The 19015-nt window shown below is 69.3% G+C and carries 16 protein-coding genes; 13 read left to right on the forward strand and 3 right to left on the reverse strand.

The genetic code is table 11. The features are described from left to right. Nucleotides 1-31: 31 nt before the first annotated feature. From M2351_RS21625 to M2351_RS21685, 13 genes are all read left to right on the forward strand, one after another. Complete coding sequence (locus M2351_RS21625) at nt 32-349, forward strand: hypothetical protein (RefSeq protein ID WP_264658124.1); 318 nt, start codon at nt 32-34, stop codon at nt 347-349. Further along, nucleotides 318-2027: a tetratricopeptide repeat protein gene (locus M2351_RS21630; protein WP_264658125.1), complete on the forward strand. Its 1710-nt coding sequence runs from the start codon at nt 318-320 to the stop codon at nt 2025-2027. Before M2351_RS21625 ends, M2351_RS21630 begins: the two co-directional genes overlap by 32 nt. Before the next feature lie 161 nt (nt 2028-2188). Then, nucleotides 2189-2860, forward strand: coding sequence for a flagellar hook assembly protein FlgD (locus tag M2351_RS21635; protein ID WP_264658126.1), 672 nt, complete (start codon nt 2189-2191; stop codon nt 2858-2860). Nucleotides 2861-2924: 64 nt separating this feature from the next. Continuing rightward, entirely contained in the window at nt 2925-4196 is a 1272-nt protein-coding gene (gene flgE / locus M2351_RS21640) for a flagellar hook protein FlgE (RefSeq protein ID WP_264658127.1), read from the forward strand. 11 nt (nt 4197-4207) lie between these two features. Next, nucleotides 4208-4498, forward strand: a complete 291-nt coding sequence (locus M2351_RS21645) for a hypothetical protein (protein WP_264658128.1) — start codon at nt 4208-4210, stop codon at nt 4496-4498. 1 nt (nt 4499) lies between these two features. Next, complete coding sequence (locus M2351_RS21650; protein WP_264658129.1) at nt 4500-4982, forward strand: hypothetical protein; 483 nt, start codon at nt 4500-4502, stop codon at nt 4980-4982. A 16-nt stretch (nt 4983-4998) separates the two neighbouring features. After that, the gene (gene flgK / locus M2351_RS21655) at nt 4999-6747 is read left to right on the forward strand and encodes a flagellar hook-associated protein FlgK (protein WP_264658130.1); all 1749 of its coding nucleotides are present in this window, start codon (nt 4999-5001) and stop codon (nt 6745-6747) included. Between the two features lie 10 nt (nt 6748-6757). Continuing rightward, nucleotides 6758-7669, forward strand: a complete 912-nt coding sequence (locus tag M2351_RS21660) for a flagellin N-terminal helical domain-containing protein (protein WP_264658131.1) — start codon at nt 6758-6760, stop codon at nt 7667-7669. Nucleotides 7670-7951: 282 nt separating this feature from the next. Then, nucleotides 7952-8779 (forward strand): flagellin, encoded by an 828-nt coding sequence (locus M2351_RS21665; protein WP_264658132.1) that lies wholly within the window; start codon nt 7952-7954, stop codon nt 8777-8779. A 70-nt stretch (nt 8780-8849) separates the two neighbouring features. Beyond that, nucleotides 8850-10550, forward strand: coding sequence for a flagellar filament capping protein FliD (gene fliD / locus M2351_RS21670; protein WP_264658133.1), 1701 nt, complete (start codon nt 8850-8852; stop codon nt 10548-10550). Between the two features lie 24 nt (nt 10551-10574). Beyond that, nucleotides 10575-11054, forward strand: a complete 480-nt coding sequence (locus M2351_RS21675; RefSeq protein WP_264658134.1) for a flagellar export chaperone FliS — start codon at nt 10575-10577, stop codon at nt 11052-11054. Next, entirely contained in the window at nt 11029-11682 is a 654-nt protein-coding gene (locus M2351_RS21680) for an RNA polymerase sigma factor (RefSeq protein WP_264658135.1), read from the forward strand. Before M2351_RS21675 ends, M2351_RS21680 begins: the two co-directional genes overlap by 26 nt. Continuing rightward, entirely contained in the window at nt 11672-11950 is a 279-nt protein-coding gene (locus M2351_RS21685; RefSeq protein ID WP_264658136.1) for a hypothetical protein, read from the forward strand. Before M2351_RS21680 ends, M2351_RS21685 begins: the two co-directional genes overlap by 11 nt. Before the next feature lie 23 nt (nt 11951-11973). Here M2351_RS21685 and M2351_RS21690 read toward each other — a convergent pair whose 3' ends face one another. From M2351_RS21690 to nifJ, 3 genes are all read right to left on the reverse strand, one after another. Beyond that, complete coding sequence (locus M2351_RS21690) at nt 11974-14190, reverse strand: tetratricopeptide repeat protein (RefSeq protein WP_264658137.1); 2217 nt, start codon at nt 14188-14190, stop codon at nt 11974-11976. Nucleotides 14191-14314: 124 nt separating this feature from the next. After that, nucleotides 14315-15316, reverse strand: a complete 1002-nt coding sequence (locus M2351_RS21695; protein ID WP_264658138.1) for a dihydroorotate dehydrogenase-like protein — start codon at nt 15314-15316, stop codon at nt 14315-14317. Between the two features lie 14 nt (nt 15317-15330). Then, on the reverse strand, nt 15331-18930 hold the full coding sequence (gene nifJ, locus M2351_RS21700) for a pyruvate:ferredoxin (flavodoxin) oxidoreductase (protein WP_264658139.1): 3600 nt from the start codon (nt 18928-18930) through the stop codon (nt 15331-15333). Between the last annotated feature and the right edge of the window lie 85 nt (nt 18931-19015).

Below are 19015 nucleotides of genomic sequence, written 5' to 3' on the forward strand. Positions count from 1 at the left end.
GGAACAGTCGCGGATTGTGAGGACCGGGTCGATGATCGAGGACGAGGCACGGGTGAAGCTGGGGAACGTGGTCCTGCACGCCAACCTGTTGGCGATGGGGGTTCTCCTGGACAAGATGATGGAGGAACTGTTCCGCCGGTCGGAGGACCCGCGGAAGAAGGCCGACGAGTGGCTGCGCCTGTTCGAGGTGACCGCCGACCAGATGACCTTCCCGACGGAATCGCCGGAATGGAGCGATCTGGCGTCGCAGGAGTTCCGGGACATCCTGATGAAGCACATCCACCGCGCCCGCTCCATGGCCATCGGCGAGCCGATCGATGACCACGCCTACCTGCGCCGCGGAGCCTGACGCCCGGCTGCTGGAGCGCATCGACGCGGTCGTCGCCCGGCTGAACCGTGCGCGGTTGCTCGGCGCACAGGGCCGGCTGGCCGAAGCCGCGCAGGAACTGGCGGCTCTGGTCACCCAGCACCCGCAACTGGCGGAGGCGTGGCGCGCGCTCGCCCTGCTGCTGCGCAGCCTCCGGCATCCGGAGGCGGAGGGCTGCCTGCGCCGCGCGCTCCAGGACACGCCGGCCGACGCCACGCTGGCGGCCGAACTCGGCCTTCTGCTGCTGGAAGCCGGGCGTGTCGCGGAAGCTGGAGCGGCCATGGCGACAGCCCTGGAGGCCGGCGCGGAGGGGTCGATCCTGCGCCTCATCCTCGGTACCGCGCTCGCCGGGCAGCGGCAGCACGGTCAAGCCGCCGACCAGTTCCGCGGTGCCGTCGCACTGGCGCCGGGCATGGCCGCCGCCTGGGCCGGGCTGGGCTCCGCGCTGGAGGCGCTCGATCGGCTGGACGCGGCGGCAGCAGCCCTGCGCCGCGCCTTGCGCCTGAACCCGCAGGACGCGGCCGTAAGGACGGCGCTGGGTGCCATCCTGCGCACACTCGGCCGCGACGGCGACGCGGAGTTGGAACTCCGCCATGCCCTGGCCCTCGCAACCAATCAGGCAGCAGCCTACGCCAACCTCGGCGCCCTTCTTCTGCACCGAAAGGACGACGCAGCCGCCGAGCTGTCGCTCGACCGCGCACTGGCCCTCGACCCGGCCCTGGCCGAGGCGCAGCTGAACCGCGGCATCCTGCACCTCACGCGCGGCGATTTGCCGGCCGGCTGGCGGTCCTACGGCTGGCGCTTCGCTGCGCGCCGGAACGCCGTGCCGCATGACGACCTTCCGCTGTGGGCGGGGGAGCCGCTGGCGGGCCGGTGCATCGTCGTGACCGCGGAACAGGGCGTCGGCGACGAGCTTATGTTCGCCTCGGCACTCCCGGACCTGATCGCCATGGCCGGGCGCGTGATCGTGGAATGCGACGCGCGCCTCGTCTCCCTCTTCACCCGCTCCTTCCCCCAGGCCACCGTGCGCCCGCGCGGTTCACCGGCCGGCGACGCGGAGTTGCGGATTCCAGCCGGCAGCCTGCCGCAGATCGTCCGCGACCGGCTGTCCGCCTTTCCCACCCGCCCCTCCTGGCTGGTGCCCGATCCGGACCGGGTGGTTGTTTGGGGCCGGCGGCTGGCGGCACTCGGCCCGGGCCTGCGCGTCGGCATCGCTTGGCGCAGCGGCCTGATGACGACGGAACGGCGCGCCGCCTACACGCGGCTCGACCAGTGGGGACCGCTGGCAGCAGTGCCCGGCCTGCGCCTCGTCAACCTGCAATACGATGACTGCGCCGCCGAGCTTGACGAGGCCGAGCGGCGCTTCGGCGTGCCGATCCACCGCTGGCCGGACCTCGACCTGAAGGACGACTTCGAAGGCACGGCCGCGCTGACCGCAAACCTCGACCTCGTCATCGCCCCGGCCGTGTCGAGTGCCGAACTGGCCGGCGCGCTGGGCGGGCCGGTGTGGCGGTTCGGCCATCGGGACTGGACACAACTCGGCACCGGCGTGCGCCCCTGGTACCCGTCCATGCGCCTGTTCGGGCCCCGCGCGGGCGAAAGCATGGGTGACGTCCTGGCCCGAATGGCTATTGAGATCACCCGTTTCGCGCCCGCCTGAATTTTTCTGAAAAAAGAGCGCCTGCTTTTCCCGCCTCCCCCGTGGAAGGGAACAAGGACGGGTTGACGCCCTCCCGACCGGCACACCGCCAGACTTTGCAAGACCCCCGACGCGCGAAGCCCCGCTTTGCGCGAACGGGTCCCCTCGGACAGGAGACGGCCATGACCATCGACGCCCTGACCTCCAGCACGACGTCTGCGACGACGAGCACCTCCTCGTCGTCCACCTCGTCGAACGCGTCGCTGGCGGGCAACTACCAGCAGTTCCTGACCCTGCTCCTGTCCCAGCTCCAGCACCAGGACCCGACCAACCCGGTCGACGCGACGCAATACACCAGCCAGCTCGTCCAGCTCGCCAGCCTGGAGCAGCAGGTGTCGAACGGCCAGAAGCTCGACACGCTGACCAGCTCCATCACCGCGCTCGGCGGCGGCAGCTCCGCCATCGGGTACCTCGGCCACACGGTGCAGGCGACCGGCGACACCACCGCGATGTCGAACGGCGAGGCGAGCTGGGGGTACGAGCTGGCCGGCACCGCGTCGTCCGTCACGCTGTCGGTCGCCGACGCCGACGGCAACGTGGTTTACCAGGGCAAGGGCGGCACGGCCGCGGGCTCCCACAGCTTCACCTGGGACGGCGTCGGGTCCGACGGCTCGGCCTACAACAGCGGCAACTACACCCTCACCGTCAAGGCGGTGGACGCCAGCGGCAACGCCGTGTCCAGCACCACCTCGATCACCGGCAAGGTCACCTCGGTCGACAGCTCCGACGGGACCGCGAAGCTGAGCATCAACGGCGTCAGCGTCTCCACCGACAACGTCCTGTCCGTGACCTGAGGCGGCGCGTTTCCCCGCGACGCCTGCCCCACTCCCCCCAATTCCCTCCCCATAAGGTGCGACGATGACCGGCATCACGTCTGCGATGAGTTCCGCCACGTCCGGACTGATGGCGCAGAGCAAGGCGCTGGGGTCCATCTCCAGCAACATCGCCAACTCCAGCACCACCGGCTTCAAGGCCACGACGACCGACTTCGCGTCCTACATCAACAAAAGCTCGACCATCGACGAGCAGACCGGCGGCGTGCTCGCCACCAACAACCGGAACATCAGCGCCCAGGGCAACATCCAGGCCTCGGCGACGACCACCAACATGGCGATCAACGGCGAGGGCTTCTTCGCCGTGTCGGACGACACCGACCATGGCGAGGTGGCCTATTCGCGCAACGGCTCCTTCTCCACCGACGCGGACGGCTTCCTGCGCAATTCGGAGAATTATTACCTCTACGGCTGGAAGCTGGACGACAGCGGCAAGGTCGCCTCGTCCAACAACAGCTCCGTCGACAGCCTGGAAGCCATCAACCTGTCGGACATCAAGGGCACGCCCAAGGCGACGTCCAAGGTGTCGATCGCGGCCAACCTGCCGTCGGACGCCGACGTCGGCGCCAGCTTCACCTCCGACATCGAGCTGTTCGACAGCCTGGGCAACAGCAGCTCCGTCCAGCTGACCTGGACGAAGACGGCGGTCAACACGTGGAGCGTCGACGGCGCCAACCCGACCAAGTCGTCGGACAGCACGACCAGCACCGGCACCATCGGCGGCTTCCCGATCACCGTCACCTTCAACAGCGACGGCTCGCTCGCCTCGACGTCGGGCAACAGCTTCATGGTCGGCGGATGGACCACGGGGGCGTCGAACAGCACGGTCACACTGAACCTCGGCACCGCCAACGGCAGCGATGGGCTGACCCAGCACACGTCCGGCGAAACGACGCCCTCCATCGACGTGGAATCCACCACCCAGGACGGCTACAAGCCCGGCACGCTGACCGGCACCAAGATCGACAGCGACGGCACAGTGCGCGCCACCTTCGACAACGGCGAGACGCGGGCGATCTACCGCATCCCGGTTGTCACCTTCGCCAACCCCAACGGGCTGGAAAGCGTCACCGGCAGCATCTTCAAGCAGACCTACGATTCCGGCCAGTACCAGCTGCGCACCGCCGGCGACGGCAAGGCCGGATCGGTGAAGTCCAGCGCGCTGGAGGACAGCACGGTCGACATCGCCGACGAGTTCACGCGGATGATCGTCGCCCAGCAGGCCTACAGCGCCGCGTCGAAGGTGATCACGACGTCCGACGACATGATCAACACCGTCATCGGCATGAAGCGCTGAGGATGGCCGCCATGCAGCCGAACCCTAATCCCAGGGCTGACCCCCACGCGTATCTGTTCGACGACGGTGACCGGACGATGGCCGAGGTCACGCGCCTGGAACGCCAAGTGGCGGACCTGCGCACGGCCTCCGCCGGCATCCCGAACGAGGCGCTGCGCGTCGCCCTCGTCGACGACCTGCAGGACATCATCGGCCGCCTGCACCGGCTCCAGGGCACGGTGCGCGGCCTGCTCCGGCAGAGCGACACGACGCGCACCGCGCTGACCGCCTACCGCCGCGCCACCACCATCCGGGGGGCCTGAGATGGCCGCTGACATGGACACCGTTCCGCCGGAGTTCCAATCCGACCTCGCGCGGCTGATCGCCGACTTCTCCGCACAGCTGGCCGCCCACGCCGACCGCGCGGTGGCGGCGGCGCGCGGCGGCCGGGCGCGCGACGCCTTCCTGGCCGCCGGCGCGATGCAGGAACTGCTGAACGCCAGGGCGCCGGCCTTGCGCACGGCACTGGCCGCGATGCAAAGCAAGCGCACCCCCCCCGCCGTCCGCGCCGAAATCCGCAAGGCCGCCGCCCTCGTTCCGGGCGGCGTCCGGGAGCAAGTCCGCGCGCTGGAATCCGCGGCACGGGCGCGGCAGGCGCGGCTCGACGCCATTGGCGAGGCGCTGCGCGCCAGCACCGCCAGCCGGCCCACCTACTCCGCCCGCGGCTTTGTCCGTCCCACCGCCTACGCCCCGCCCGGCACCGCGGCCCGGACCAGCCAGCCGGCGGGCTGGGCCGTGAAGGCCTGACCGGGGAGGCCCGACCATGTCCCTGTCCGTCGCCACCAGCATCATCAGCGCGTCCCTGCGCACGACGGAGGTTGCGTCCGCGGTCGCCGCGTCGAACGTCGCCAACGCCGACACCGCCGGCTACACGCGCAAGACCGCGGCGCAAGCCGCGACCGACACGGCCGTCGGCTTCGCGACCGTGGACATCCCCGGCATCTCCAGCACGGTCGACCAGTTCCTGCTGAAGACGCTGATCGGCGCGCAGCCCGGCGTCGGATCGTCGAAGACGCTGGACAGCTATTTGGACCAGGCGCAGCAGGTGATGGGGACGACCAATTCCGACAGCGCGCTCGGCAGCCTGATCGACGGGCTGGACAGCGTGCTCGGCACCCTCTCCACCTCGCCGGAGAGCGAGAGCGCCAAGTCGGCCGTCCTGTCCAACCTGAACGACGTCGCCACCGCGCTGCGCGGCGCCTCCAGCCAGATCCAGGACCTGCGCGGGCAGGCGGACAAGGCCATCGCGACAACCGTCGGCACCATCAACACCGCGCTGACCAGCATCGGCGATCTGAACGACCAGATCGTCAAGGGCAAGGCGCTCGGCCAGAACACCGGCGACCTGGAGGATCAGCGCAACGAGGCGCTGAAGACCCTGTCGCAGAACATCGGCGTCCGCTACCAGGTGGACGGCAACGGCATGATGCGCGTGTCCACCGACAGCGGCGCCGCGCTGGTCGACTCCACCGTCCATACCCTTTCCTACAGCCCGGCGGCCTCCGTCGGCGCCGGCACGGTCTACAACGCCGGCGGGGGCAGCGGCTTCCAGGGCATCATGGTCAGCGGCCGCGACATCACCACGTCGGTCGGCTCCGGAACGCTCGGCGCGCTGGTCTCCTTGCGCGACACGCTGCTGCCGCAGCGGCAGGCGACGCTGGACCAACTGGCCGGCACGCTGAAGGACACGCTGAACGGCATCAGCAACGCCGGCACCGCATCCCCTCCGCCCAACACGCTGACCGGCAACGCCACCGTGTCGGGCACCGACGCGCTGAACGGCAGCGGCACGCTGCGCGTCGCCGTCACCGACGCGGACGGCAAGGCGGTGGAGGTGCAGGAGTTCGACCTGTCGAGCTACGCCACCGTGCAGGACGCGGTCAGCGCCATCGACGGCATGGCGAACCTTTCCGCCTCCATCTCGGCCGACGGCAAGCTGGTGATCAAGGCCGCCAGCGCGTCCAACGGCGTGGCGCTGGGCTCCACCGGCACGGCGGTGGGCAACGGGGCCAAGGGCTTCTCCGCCGCCTTCGGGCTCAATGACCTGCTGACCGGCACCAGCGCCGCCGACCTGAAGCTGGACGCCGCGCTCGCCGCCGACAGCAGCCGCCTTTCGACCAGCGCGCTGTCCACCGCCGCCACGCTGGCCGCCGGGGACGTTGCGGTCAGCACCGGCGACGGCAGCACGGCGCAGGCGCTGAGCGACGCCTTCAGCCAGCCGGTGTCCTTCGCGGCGGCCGGCGACCTGACGGCGCGCAAGGCGACCTTCGCCTCCTACGCCGGCTCGGTCATTCAGGCCGCCGCCACCGCCGCCGACAAGGCGGCCAGCACCCACACCAGCCAGCAGAGCTACGCCGACGGCCTCGACAGCGCCCTGTCGTCGCAGAGCGGCGTGAACGTCAACGAAGAGACCGCCGCCGTGTCGTCGCTGCAATCCGCCTATCAGGCGTCGGCGGCGGTCATGAAGGTGCTGGAAGAGATGTTCCAGTCCGCCTTGGGCATGCTCGGATAGGGAGACCGTCATGGAGCGGGTCGCCACCTACAGCCATCAGAACACGATGGTCCAATACATGCTGAAGTCCGAGGCGAAAGTCGCCACGGCGCAGATCCAGCAGGCCACGGGGCTGAAATCGACGGACTACAAGGGCATCGCCGACGACAGCGCCCGCGTGGTCGACCTTGAAAGCCACTACAAGCGCCTGGAACGCTATGTGGACGAGGGGGAGGTCGTGTCCTCCCGCATCCAGACCATGTACGACAAGGTCGGCGGCATGGTGGACCTGACCAACCGCCTGCGCAGCCTCGTCACCGAACTCCAGGGCTCCGCCGCCTCCAATGCGGCCGGCGTGCAGACGGAGATCGGCGGCCTGATGAAGGAGTTCGCCGGCCTGCTGAACTCCCAGCAGGAGGGGCGCTATCTGTTCAGCGGCAGCCGCACCGGCTCAGCGCCCGTGTCCATCGACGCGGCCGACTACGCGCCGCAGACGACGCCCTCCACCGCCAGCACCAGCTACTACAAGGGCGACAACGCCGGCGCGCGCTTCCGCGCGGCCGACGACTTGGTGATCGACTACGGCGTGACCGCCGACGACCCGGGCTTCGAGAAGGCCCTGCGCGCCTTCAGCCTGCTGACCAGCATGTCCACCAACCCGATCGACACCGACGCGGTGAACGAGGCCTCCGACCTCGCCGCCCAGGCGGTGGACGGCATGGCCGTGGCGCAGTCGAAGCTGGGCGTTTCCTCCAGCACTCTGGAGCGCACGATCAACCAGCACCTGGACAGCCAGCTCGTCCTCCAGACCCAGGTGGACGACCTGAAGAACGTGGACGTGGCGGAGACGGTGTCGCGCCTGTCGCAGCTCCAGTCCTCGCTGGAGATGACCATGAAGGTCATGACCATGCTCCAGGAAAACGACCTGTCGAAATACCTCTGAAGCGAACCTTCGTTCGCTTCAGATTCACATGGCCTCACTTGCCGGCTCTCAGCGGATGCCTATGGCATCCGCCTGCCGCCAGCGGGAACTTCGTTCCCGCGAGAGGCCGGGCTACGGCCGCACGCGCGGCCGGGACCGCAGTCGCGGTCCAGAGCGGATCACAATCCGCTCTAAAAAACAAAAAACCGCGCCCACTTTCGCGCCGCCGTCCGTGGAACGTTGCAGGAGGGCCCCGAACCTCCCCCTCCGGTCCCCGCTTCCTCCCGTACCAGGAGACGCACCATGCCCGTCATCAGCACCAACACCGCGTCGAACTCCGCGCTGCGGTACCTGAACATCAACTCCGAGAACCAGTCCTCGTCGGTCTCCAAGATCGCCAGCGGCTCGCGCATCACCAAGGCGTCGGACGATGCCGCCGGCCTCGCGGTCGGCACCTCCCTGAAGTCGGACATCACCGTGCTGAACCAGGCGTCCACCAACGCCTCGCACGGGTCGTCGATCCTCCAGTCGGCTGACGGCGCCATGTCCAGCATCGGCGACATCGTGCAGCGCATGCGGTCGCTGGCGACGCAGTCGCTGTCCGGCTCCGTCACCAACAATGAGCGCGGCTACCTCGACGCCGAGTTCCAGCAGCTGCAGGACGAGGTCGACGGCATCGCCAAGGGAACGCGCTTCAACGACCAGTCGCTGCTCGACGGCACCACCCAGTGGAACACCGGCGGCGTCAGCTTCCGCGTCGGTACGGAATCGACCGACAACATCACGGTGACCATCGCCAACGTCACCACCTCCGGCCTCGGCATCAACACGCTGGACGTCACCAGCTCGGCGACGGCCGCGGCGGCGCTGACCTCGCTCGACACCGCGGTCACGTCGCTGTCCACCGCCCGCGCCAACGTCGGCGCGTTGATCTCCCGCTTCGAGTTCCGGGGCGAGGTGCTGTCCACCTCCATCGAGAACACCTCGGCCGCCCAGTCCGCGATCATGGACGTGGACGTCGCGACCGAACAGTCGAAGCTGGCGTCGGAAAAGGTCCTGACCCAGGCGGCCATCGCCGCCCTGTCCCAGGCCAACTCGATGCCCGAAAACCTGCTGTCGCTGCTGCGTTAAGCGGCGCATTTCTCCCTCTCCCCTCTGGGGAGAGGGGACGTGAACTACGCAAGACCGGAACAGGCGCACCATGTCCACCGTGTCCTCCACGACCAGCAGCACCACCACGTCGGCCAGCACCGGCTATTCGGCGCTGAAGGCGTCGGATTCCGGCACGGGGCTCGACTATTCGGCTCTGATCGAGGCGGCGGTGGCGTCGCGCCTGACGCGGGCCGACCGGATCGACAGCAAGATCACCGCCAACCAAGCCAAGATTTCCGCCTACGGCACCATGCAGACGCTGTTGCAGGCGGTGAACACGTCCATTGATGGCTTGCGGAACCGCACCGCTTCGACGGGGGCGCAGAGCAACCTGTTCAGCCAGCGCACCGCCTATCTGGCCGGCGGCGGGTCGATGAGCGCCAGCGACGTGCTGGCCGCCAGCGTGGCGGAGGGCACGGCAACCGGGACCTATTCGGTGGAGGTCAAGCAGCTCGCCACCCGCAACAAGATCGGCAGCGCGAAGCAGTCCAGCCAGACCGACGCACTGGGCCTGTCCGGTACCGTCACGCTGGGCGTGGAAGGTGGAACGGGCGTGTCCATCGACATCGCCGCCGATGCCAGCCTCAAGGACATCAGCGACGCCATCAACGCGCAGAAGGCGACCAGCGGCATGTCGGCCGGCATCGTCAAGGTGTCGGACACCCAGTACCAGCTGGTGCTGACCGCCACCGACACCGGCAAAGCGATCACGCTTGCCGACAGCCGCGGCAGCGTGCTGAGCGGCCTGGGCGTCACCGACGGCAGCGGCAACGTCGCCAACACGCTGGTCGCAGCACAGGACGCGATCCTGGACATCGACGGCGTCACGGTCACCCGCAGCAGCAACACCATCAGCGACGCCATCAGCGGCGTGACCCTGGACCTCTACTCCGCCGACATCGGCAACCCGATCTCGGTGGAGGTCTCCACCGACCTGTCCTCCATCAAGTCGGCGCTGACCACCTTCGTCAGCGCCTACAATTCCTTCCGCGACTTCGCCACGCAGCAGCAGGCGACGACCACCGACGGCACGAAGAGCGACGGCGCCACGCTGTTCGCCGACAGCCTGCTGCGCCAGGTGAACCAGAGCATTTACAACGTGCTGAACGGCAAGGTGGCGACCTCCGGCGGCGCCCTGTCGCTGTCGGACCTCGGCATCACCTTCAACAGCGGCAACACGCTGACGTTGGACGAGACGACGCTGAACAGCGCGCTGACCAACCGGCTGGACGACGTGCGGACCCTGCTGGGGCTGAACATGACGTCGTCCAGCAGCGACCTCCAACTGCTGCGCTACAACAACAGCCTGACCAAGACGTCCTTCACGCTGGACGTGCAGGTGGGATCGGACGGCACGCTGACCGGCGCCTCGGTCAACGGCGACGCCTCCATGTTCGACGTCAAGGACACGCGCGTCATCGGCAAGGACGGCACCCCCTACGCCGGGCTGGTCTTCGTCTACACGGGCAAGAGCGGCAGCATCGACGTGAACTTCAGCGAGGGGCTGGCCGACACGCTCTACACCGCCATCGACGGCGCGGTGAACAGCACCAGCGGCGACATCAAGAAGCTGACCGACCAGCTGAAGTCCACCGACGACGACTTGCAGACCCGCTCCGACACGATCAAGAGCAACGCCGAGGACTACCGGTCCCGGCTGACCCAATACTACGCGCGGCTGGAGCAGAAGGCCGAACAGGCCAACGCCCTGCTAAAGCAGCTGACCTACACCGACAGCTCCAGCAGCTGACGCCGGAAAGATCGAGGATTCCCCATGACCTACGCACGGATGAGCAAGGCCATCTCCGCCTACGCGACCACCAACGCCATGGTGCCCCCGGTGGTCGCCGTGGTCCGGCTGTACGAGAAGGCGATGGTCCACCTGCACCTTGCCCGCGACGCCGCGAGGGATCGGAAATTCGATAAGCATTTCAACGAAATCCGCCGCGCGACGGCGATTTTCGTTGGCCTCGACGGCGTGCTGGATGATAAGCTCGGCGGTGACGTGGCCACCACGTTGCACGCCTTCTACCGATCGGTGATCGCCCAGGCCGGACTGGCCGCGGCCCGCCGGGATCCGGTGGCGGCGACGGAGGCCATCATCCGCCAGGTGTCCTTCATGCTGACCACCTGGCGATCCATTGCCGCAGAACGCGGTGTGGGTTCGGACACACGAGGGGCGTCGGCTAAAGAGCCGCATGCATCCGCACTCCGGACACAAACGGATCATGCGCAACTACGAGTATCCGGCTGACCATGCGGTGGTCTGCGACCGTCCTTCGTCACTGACTCCGAGCGCGGCGGGCGCCGAAGAGGATGGCGAGGCTGACGCACGGCTGATGGCGCGCGTCCGCGACGGCGACCAGAACGCCTATCGCCAGCTCGTGGCCCGTCATCTGAAGCGCGCCTACGGCCTCGCGCGGCGCATGTGCGGCAGCGATTCGGAAGCCGAGGACATCACGCAGGACGTCTTCCTGCAAATCTGGCAGCGGCGCGCCCAATGGTCGGACGAGGGCGCCCGCTTCACCACTTGGCTGTACCGGGTGGTCATGAACCGCTGCATCGACCACCGCCGCCGCCCGGCCGGCGAAGCCCTGGACGATGTGGCCGAGCCGCCCGATGAATCCCCCGACGCGGTCAGCACGATCCAGCGGCGGCAGGTCGCCGCCCGCCTCCAGAACGCCCAGCAGCGGCTGCCCGACCAGCAGCGCGTCGCCCTGACCCTTTTTTATTATGAAGGGCTAAGCAACGCCGATATCGCTTGTGTTATGCAAATCAGCATAAGTGCGGTAGAATCCCTGCTGAAACGTGCACGCCAGCAACTTCGCGTCCTGCTGCGGGCGAGCGCGCAGGCCGCCAAGGATTCGTTCGATGACGGATGACGAGTTTCGGGAGCTGCTCGACCGCCATGGCGGCGATCTGGAACGCTGGCCGCGCCTGAAGCTGCGCGACGCCCGACAGCTGCTGGCCCGCTCCGTCGCCGCGCAGGCGATGCTGGATGAGATGGTGGCGATCGAACTGGCGCTGTCCGATCCGGCGGACGCCCCGCCGCCCGGACTGGCCGACCGGATTTTCGAACAGGCCTTCGGCAAGGGAATGAAGGACGCCGGCGCGCAGGACGCCACGGCGGCACCGCGCCGCCTGATGTAGGCGGCATCCCTTTCAAAACGACGTTAATGCAACCGCGACCCTGGCGATTCCGCCGCGCGGCGGCGTTGGTGCGCCCGCGCGCCGCGTTTCGGCGCATCGCCCTCCTGCGAACGCGCAAATAACGCCACCCGGCGAAGCTCCTGCGCGATGCGGGCCAGCGCGTCGGGCAGGCTCTGGCCGACGCGGGGGTGGAAGACGCGCATGGTCGGGTACCAAGGGCGCGTGCCGCTGCCCAGATGCGTCCAGTCGCGCGCCCCGAAGCGCCAGACCGGCACGCCCAGCGCGCCGGACAGCTCCGCCACCGAATTGGCCGGCGCGATGACGAGGTCGAGGTTGGCGATCAGCGCCACCGTGTTCTCGAAGTCGTCCTTCAGGTCCAGGCCGTGCATCTCGTGGATCGGGACGCCGAAGCGCGCCTCGGCCCGCAGGATCTCCGCGTGTCCGTTGTCGTATTGCAGGTTCACGAAGGAGACCCCCGGCACCGCGAAGACCTGCCCCCAGCTGTCCAGCGGCACATAGGACCACTGGCGCTCCACCGTCATCAGTTGGCTGCGCCAGGCGATGCCGACGCGCAACCCCTCGCCCAGGGACTCCACCGGTGGGCGCCACTCCGCCACCCGCGCGTCGTCCGCGAACAGCCAGGAGGAGCGCGGCGGGAAGGCGGCCATTTCGCCGCGCAGCAGGCCCGGAAGCGAGCCCGCGGGAATGTGGAAATCGCAATCCACGGCCTCCTCCACCGGGAGGCCGCGCAACGGCTGCTCCGCGCGGACAATGGCCCTGGGGAAGGATCGGGCGAACAGCGGGACCAGCCGCCGCTCGCATTCGATGATGACCCGGTCCGCGCGCTTGATGGCGTCGGCGTAGCAGGAAGCGAACAGGAACTCGTCGCCCACCCCCTGCTCCCGCCAGATGAACAGGCGCTTGCCGGCCAGCGGCTCCCCCCGCCATTCCGGGATGGCGAAACGCCGCTCCCGCCCGGCCCGGCCGGCGTCGAAGCGGGTGCGATAGTTCGCCCAGCCGGCGGGCAGCGCGCCTTGCTCCAGATCCACGAGGCTGCGGTTGAAGCGGGCGAGCGCGTGCCGCGGGGCCACCGCGATGGCCCGGTCGAACCAACGCACCGCCCTTGGCGCGCCGCGGCGCTGCTCGACGAGGCCCAGCGTCACCATGGGATCGGCCTGCGCGGGCGCCAGGGCCAGCGCCCGCCGGCAGGCTGCTTCCGCCGCCTCCGGCCGTCCCTGCCCGTTCAGCGCGTAGGCCAGGATTCCGTGCAGCGCCGCGTGCTGCGGCGCCACGCGGAGCGCCCGGCGCAGCAGCGTTTCGGCCTCCGCAAAGCGCTCCTCGTCCCGGCGCGCGCCGCCCAGGTTACCCAGTGCGTCCACACCCGCGGGGTTGAGCGCGACCGCCCGCTTCCAGGTTTCCGCCGCCCCCGCCAGGGAGCCCGACGCGCGCAACGCGAGGCCCAGGGTGTTCCAGGCTTCCGCCCGGTCGGACTCAATCGCCAGAGCCCGCCGGGCCCACTGCACGGCCCGCCCCGCCCGCCCGGCGCGCAGTTCCGACGCGGCGAGGTTGATCATGGCGGGAACATGGCCGGGGGCGACGGTCAGCGCACCGGCAAAGCGTTCTCGCGCCGCGCCGTCTTCGCCGACGCCGCGCAACATGACGCCGAGGCTGTTGCGCAGGTCAACGTCGTCGGGCCGGTGGCGCAGTGCCTCTTCGAAACAGCCGCGGGCGTCGTCGCTCCGGCCGAGAGCCAAAAGCGCCGTTCCCAGCCCGGCCCAGCAGTCCGCGTCGCGCACCTCGCGGCCCAACGCCTGCTGGAAGCAGGCCATGACCTCCACCGCTTGGTTGCGCCGCTGGTAGGCGTGCCCCAGCGTGGCCAAGAAGGCTGCGCTGTGCGGACGGATCTGCGTGGCCAGGCGGAATTCCCGAAGCGCCGGGCCCGCATGGCCCAGCCCCTCCAGCACATGCCCCAGGTTCAGGTGCGCCTCGGCGAAATCCGGGCGCAGGCGGACCGCCCGGGCCAGGAAGCGCAACGCCGCCGATGGCTGCCCGAGCCGGCCGGCGGCGACGCCCAACAGGAAGAACGCTTCCGCGGAGGCGGGCTCCAGCGCCAGAACGCGCCGCGCGCCGAAAACGGCGTCCGTCACCCTGCCCTGCTCCAGCCACGTCATCCCCAGCGTCACGAGCGTCGAAGTCTCGTCCGCCGAAGAAAGCCCGTCCGCCTGCCGTGTCACAGTCATGCCCACATCCGGATGTCCCAGCGTGGAAAGGCCCCTGGCCTTCCCACGACTGTTTAGACACCGGACAGCGCCCGCTCCTGCGGTGATGGCACCACTTTTTTGCCACAGCCGGAGAGGGCTGCCCTCACCACCCCGTCCGCTTCCAGCTCTGCAGGATCTTCTGGTAGTTGCCGCGCTCAAACGCCGTGGGGTCGGGGCAGCGCACCAAGTTCATGCTGCCTTGCGCCTGGGCCAGGGAGTCGTACTCGTGCTCCTCCAGCCAGCGGGCGAGATCGTCGCGGACGGTGGTCAGGTGGGCCGGCCCGTGCTGGAGCAGGGACGACACCATCTGCACCGCGTGCGCGCCGGCCATGACCGCCTTCAGCGCGTCGGTCGCCGAATGCACCCCGCCGGACGCCGCCAGCGACGGCTTCACCCGCCCCGACAGCGCCGCCAGCCAGCGCAGCCGCAGGCGAAGCTCCCGCGGTTGCGACAGGTCCAGCGACGACACCGCCTCCAGCTGCTCCACGTCGATGTCGGGCTGGTAGAAGCGGTTGAACAGGACGAGGCCGTCCACCCCTTCCGCCTCCAACCGTTTCACGAGCGCCGGCAGCGAGGAGAAGAAGGGCGACAGCTTGATCGCCAGGGGGATGGCGATGGACCGGCGCACGGCCCGCACCACCTCCACCACGCGGTCCTCCACGTCCTGCCCGGTCATCGACGGGTCGAGCGGCATGAAGTAGACGTTCAGTTCCAGCGCGTCCGCCCCGGCCTCCTGGATCAGGCCGGCGTAGCGGATCCAGCCGCTGGCGGTGACGCCGTTCAGCGAGGCGATGACCGGAACCGCGACGGTCTCCTTGATGCGCGCGACCTGCCGCAGGTACCCCTCCGGCCCCAGCGCGTATTGGTCGAGCGGCGGGAAGAAGCCGCGCGCCTCGGCCGACAGGGCGTCGGAGCCCTCGCGCACCGCCAGCATGCCCAGTTGGTCGTGGGTGATCTGCTCCTCGAACAGGGAGTGCAGGACGATGGCCGCGGCGCTGGCGTCCTCCAGCCGGCGCACCGTGTCCAGGTCGTCCACCAGCGGGGAGGCGCCGGGCATCAGAGGATGAGCGAGGGGAAGGCCCAGGTATGTGGTCGAGAGATCCATCACGGGTCCTCCGCTCAATGCTTTTCACGGACGTCGGCATCGGCGCCGGCCGGCGCCTCGGCGAAGCCGGCCATGTGGCGGTACAGGTCGTATTTCAGCCGCACGTTGGCCTCCGCCGCCTTGACGAGGTCGCGGTAGCGTTCGGGGTTGTCGCGCTCCACCACCTTGAAGCGGGCCTCCCCGGCCATGAAGGCGGACAGCGGCGTGGTCGGCGCCGGGCTGTCCAGCACCAGCGGCGGCTCGCCCATGGCGAGACGGCGCGGGTCGTGGCGGTAGAGCGGCCAGTGACCAGTCTCCATGGCCAGCTTCTGCTGCTTCAGCCCGTTCACCAGGTCGTAGCCGTGCGCGATGCAGGGACTGTAGGCCAGGATCAGCGACGGCCCGCGGTAACTCTCCGCCTCCGTGAAGGCGTGCAGAGTCTGCGCGTCCTTGGCGCCGAAGGCGGTGCGGGCGACGTAGACGTGCTCGTAGGCCATGGCGATCATGCCCAGGTCCTTCTTGGCGACCTTGCGGCCGGCCATGGCGAACTTGGCGGAGGCGCCGATGGGCGTCGCCTTGGACTGCTGGCCGCCGGTGTTGGAATAGACCTCCGTGTCCATCACCAGCACGTTGATGTCGCGGTCCGACGCCAGCACATGGTCCAAGCCGCCGTAGCCGATGTCGTAGGCCCAGCCGTCGCCGCCGACGATCCACACGCTCTTGCGCACCAGATAGTCGGCGAAGTCCGCCAGCCGCGATGCCAGCGGGTCCTTCAGCGCGGCCAGCCGTTCCTTCAGCAGCGCGACGCGGGCACGCTGGGCGGCGATGCCGGCCTCCCCCGCTTGGTCGGCCTCCAGAAGCTCGGTGACGAGGCCGGGTTCCAGCTGCGCCGACAGCTGCGCCAGCAGGTCACGCGCGTGCTCGGTCATCTGGTCAATGGCGACGCGGATGCCCAGGCCGAACTCCGCGTTGTCCTCGAACAAGGAGTTGGCCCAGGCCGGCCCGCGCCCGTCGGCGTTGGCGGCGTAGGGTGTGGTCGGCAGGTTGCCGCCGTAGATGGAGGAGCAGCCAGTGGCGTTGGCGATCACCGCGCGGTCGCCGAACAGCTGGCTCAGCAGCTTGAGGTAGGGCGTCTCGCCGCAGCCGGCGCAGGCGCCGGAGAACTCGAACAGCGGCTGGAGGAGTTGCGTGTGCTTGACGGTGACCGGCACCTTCTCGCGCGGGGCTTCCGGCAGAGTCAGGAAATAGTCGAAGGCCGGCTGCTCGGCCGCCATCGCCTCGACCGGGCGCATCTCCAGCGCCTTGCGCTTCGGGTTCGCCTTGTCCTTGGCCGGGCAGACCTCCACGCACAGCCCGCAACCCGTGCAGTCGGCCGGCGAGACCTGGAGGGTGTAGCGGGCACCCGGAAACTCGTTGCCGCGGTAGGCCAGCGTGGTGAAGCCCGCCGGCGCGTCGGCCAGCGCGTCCTCTGGCACCGCCTTGGCGCGGATGACGGCGTGCGGGCAGACCAGCGTGCATTTGTTGCACTGGATGCACAGCTCCGCGTTCCAGCCCGGCACTTCGCTGGCGATGTTGCGGCGTTCGAACTTCGCCGTGCCGGTCGGCCAGGTGCCGTCCACTGGGAAGGCGGAGACCGGCAGCTTGTCGCCGTGGCCGGCGATGATCATGGCGGTGACGCGCCTGACGAAGTCGGGGGCGCTGTCGGGGACCGCCGCCAGGCGGTCGTGGACCGCCGTGACTTGGTCGGGCAGCGGGATGCGCTTCAGGTGGGTCAGCGCCTGGTCGACGGCGGCGAAGTTGCGGCGCACCGTCTCCTCGCTGCGGCGTCCGTAGGTCTTCTGGATGGCCGCCTTGATGTCGGCGATGGCGTCTTCCTCCGGCATCACCTTGGCGAGCGCGAAGAAGCAGGTCTGCATGATGGTGTTGATGCGCCGGCCCAGGCCGGTCTCGCGCGCCACGGCGCTGGCATCCACGGTGTAGAGCGCCACCCGCTTGTCGATGCAGGCCCGCTGCACCTCGCGCGGCAGGCTGGCCCACACCGCCTCCGGCTCACCGGGGGCGTTCAGCAGGACGGTGGCGCCGAATGCTGCCATCTCCACCACCTCCATGCGCTCCAGCAGGGGGACATGGTGGCAGGCGACGAACTGGGCTTGCCCGATCAGGTAGGGCGCGCGGATCGGATGCGGCGAGAAGCGCAGGTGCGACACCGTGGAGGAGCCGGACTTGCGGCTGTCGTAGACGAAATAGGCCTGGGCGTGGCCGCCGGTGCGCTGCTCGATGATCTTGATGGAGTTCTTGTTGGCGCCCACCGTGCCGTCGGAGCCCAAGCCGAAGAAGACGGCGCGCGAGACCTCCGCATTCTCGATTTCGAAGGACGGGTCCCAGGGGATGGAGCTGTGCAACACGTCGTCGGTGATGCCGACGGTGAAGCGGCGCTTCGGCCGCTCGCGGGCCAGCTCGTCGAACACGGCCTTGACCATGGCCGGGGTGAACTCCTTGGACGACAGGCCGTAGCGTCCGCCGACCACCACCGGGTCGGCGGTGACGCTGCCCGCGGCCCGCGCCTCCGCCAAGGCTGCGACCACGTCCAGGTACAGCGGGTCGGCGACGGCGCCCGGCTCCTTGGTGCGATCCAGCACGGCGATGCGGCGCACCGTCTCCGGCAGGGCCGTCACGAAGTCGGCGATGGCGAAGGGCCGGAACAGGCGCACCGTCAGGCAGCCCACCCGCTCCCCCACTGCTGCGAGGTGGCGGACCGTCTCCGCCGCCGTCTCGGCGCCGGATCCCATGGCGATCACCACCCGCTCCGCCTGCGGATGGCCGGCGTAGTCGTACAGGCGGTAGGCGCGGCCGGTGCGCGCGGCCAGCCGATCCATCATCTCCTGCACGATGGCCGGGCAGGCTTCGTAATAGGGGTTGGCCGCCTCGCGCGCCTGGAAGAAGACATCGGGATTCTGCGCCGTGCCGCGCACCACCGGATGGTCGGGGCTGAGCCCATGGCGGCGGTGCGCAGCGACCGCCCGCTCGTCCAACAGGGCGCGCAGGTCGTCGTCCGACAGCGTCTCCACCCGGTTCACCTCGTGCGAGGTGCGGAATCCGTCAAAGAAATGCAAGAACGGCACGCGGGCGCGCAGAGTCGCGGCGTGCGCCACCAGCGCCATGTCGTGCGCTTCCTGCACATTGGCGGAGGCGAGCATGGCGAAGCCGGTCTGGCGGCAGGCCATGACGTCGGAATGGTCGCCGAAGATCGACAGCGCGTGCGTGGCCAGCGTGCGCGCCGCGACGTGCAGGACGCAGGGCGTCAACTCCCCGGCGATCTTGTACATGTTGGGGATCATCAGCAGCAGGCCCTGCGATGCCGTGAAGGTCGTCGACAGCGCGCCGGCCTGCAGCGCGCCGTGCACCGCGCCGGCCGCACCGCCCTCGGACTGCATCTCGATCACCTGGGGGACGGCGCCCCAGACGTTGGCCTTGCCCTTGGCCGACCACTCGTCCGACAACTCGCCCATCGGCGAGGAGGGGGTGATCGGGTAGATCGCGATGACCTCGCTGGAGCGGTAGGCGACCGAAGCGGCCGCCTCGTTGCCGTCCATGATCGTGATGCGCGTGTCCGTGTTGCTGGTGCCGTTCGGCATGCTGACGTGTCCTTCGTCGCGACGACGGATCCCACCGGCTCACGATGCGGCGGAGCCCGACGTCTTCGGTGACTGGGCCTTCATT

This window comes from Azospirillum canadense (assembly GCF_025961225.1).
Taxonomy (GTDB): Bacteria; Pseudomonadota; Alphaproteobacteria; order Azospirillales; family Azospirillaceae; genus Azospirillum; species Azospirillum canadense.

Coding starts and splice junctions, on each gene's coding strand:
- nifJ (WP_264658139.1), bottom strand. CDS start 18,930: ATGCCGAACGGCACCAGCAACACGGACACGCGCATCACGATCATGGAC.
- M2351_RS21685 (WP_264658136.1), top strand. CDS start 11,672: ATGACGGATGACGAGTTTCGGGAGCTGCTCGACCGCCATGGCGGCGAT.
- flgE (WP_264658127.1), top strand. CDS start 2,925: ATGACCGGCATCACGTCTGCGATGAGTTCCGCCACGTCCGGACTGATG.
- fliD (WP_264658133.1), top strand. CDS start 8,850: ATGTCCACCGTGTCCTCCACGACCAGCAGCACCACCACGTCGGCCAGC.
- M2351_RS21690 (WP_264658137.1), bottom strand. CDS start 14,190: ATGACTGTGACACGGCAGGCGGACGGGCTTTCTTCGGCGGACGAGACT.
- M2351_RS21675 (WP_264658134.1), top strand. CDS start 10,575: ATGACCTACGCACGGATGAGCAAGGCCATCTCCGCCTACGCGACCACC.
- M2351_RS21630 (WP_264658125.1), top strand. CDS start 318: ATGACCACGCCTACCTGCGCCGCGGAGCCTGACGCCCGGCTGCTGGAG.
- flgK (WP_264658130.1), top strand. CDS start 4,999: ATGTCCCTGTCCGTCGCCACCAGCATCATCAGCGCGTCCCTGCGCACG.
- M2351_RS21660 (WP_264658131.1), top strand. CDS start 6,758: ATGGAGCGGGTCGCCACCTACAGCCATCAGAACACGATGGTCCAATAC.
- M2351_RS21645 (WP_264658128.1), top strand. CDS start 4,208: ATGCAGCCGAACCCTAATCCCAGGGCTGACCCCCACGCGTATCTGTTC.
- M2351_RS21625 (WP_264658124.1), top strand. CDS start 32: ATGATCGAGGACGAGGCACGGGTGAAGCTGGGGAACGTGGTCCTGCAC.
- M2351_RS21665 (WP_264658132.1), top strand. CDS start 7,952: ATGCCCGTCATCAGCACCAACACCGCGTCGAACTCCGCGCTGCGGTAC.
- M2351_RS21680 (WP_264658135.1), top strand. CDS start 11,029: ATGCGCAACTACGAGTATCCGGCTGACCATGCGGTGGTCTGCGACCGT.
- M2351_RS21695 (WP_264658138.1), bottom strand. CDS start 15,316: ATGGATCTCTCGACCACATACCTGGGCCTTCCCCTCGCTCATCCTCTG.
- M2351_RS21650 (WP_264658129.1), top strand. CDS start 4,500: ATGGCCGCTGACATGGACACCGTTCCGCCGGAGTTCCAATCCGACCTC.
- M2351_RS21635 (WP_264658126.1), top strand. CDS start 2,189: ATGACCATCGACGCCCTGACCTCCAGCACGACGTCTGCGACGACGAGC.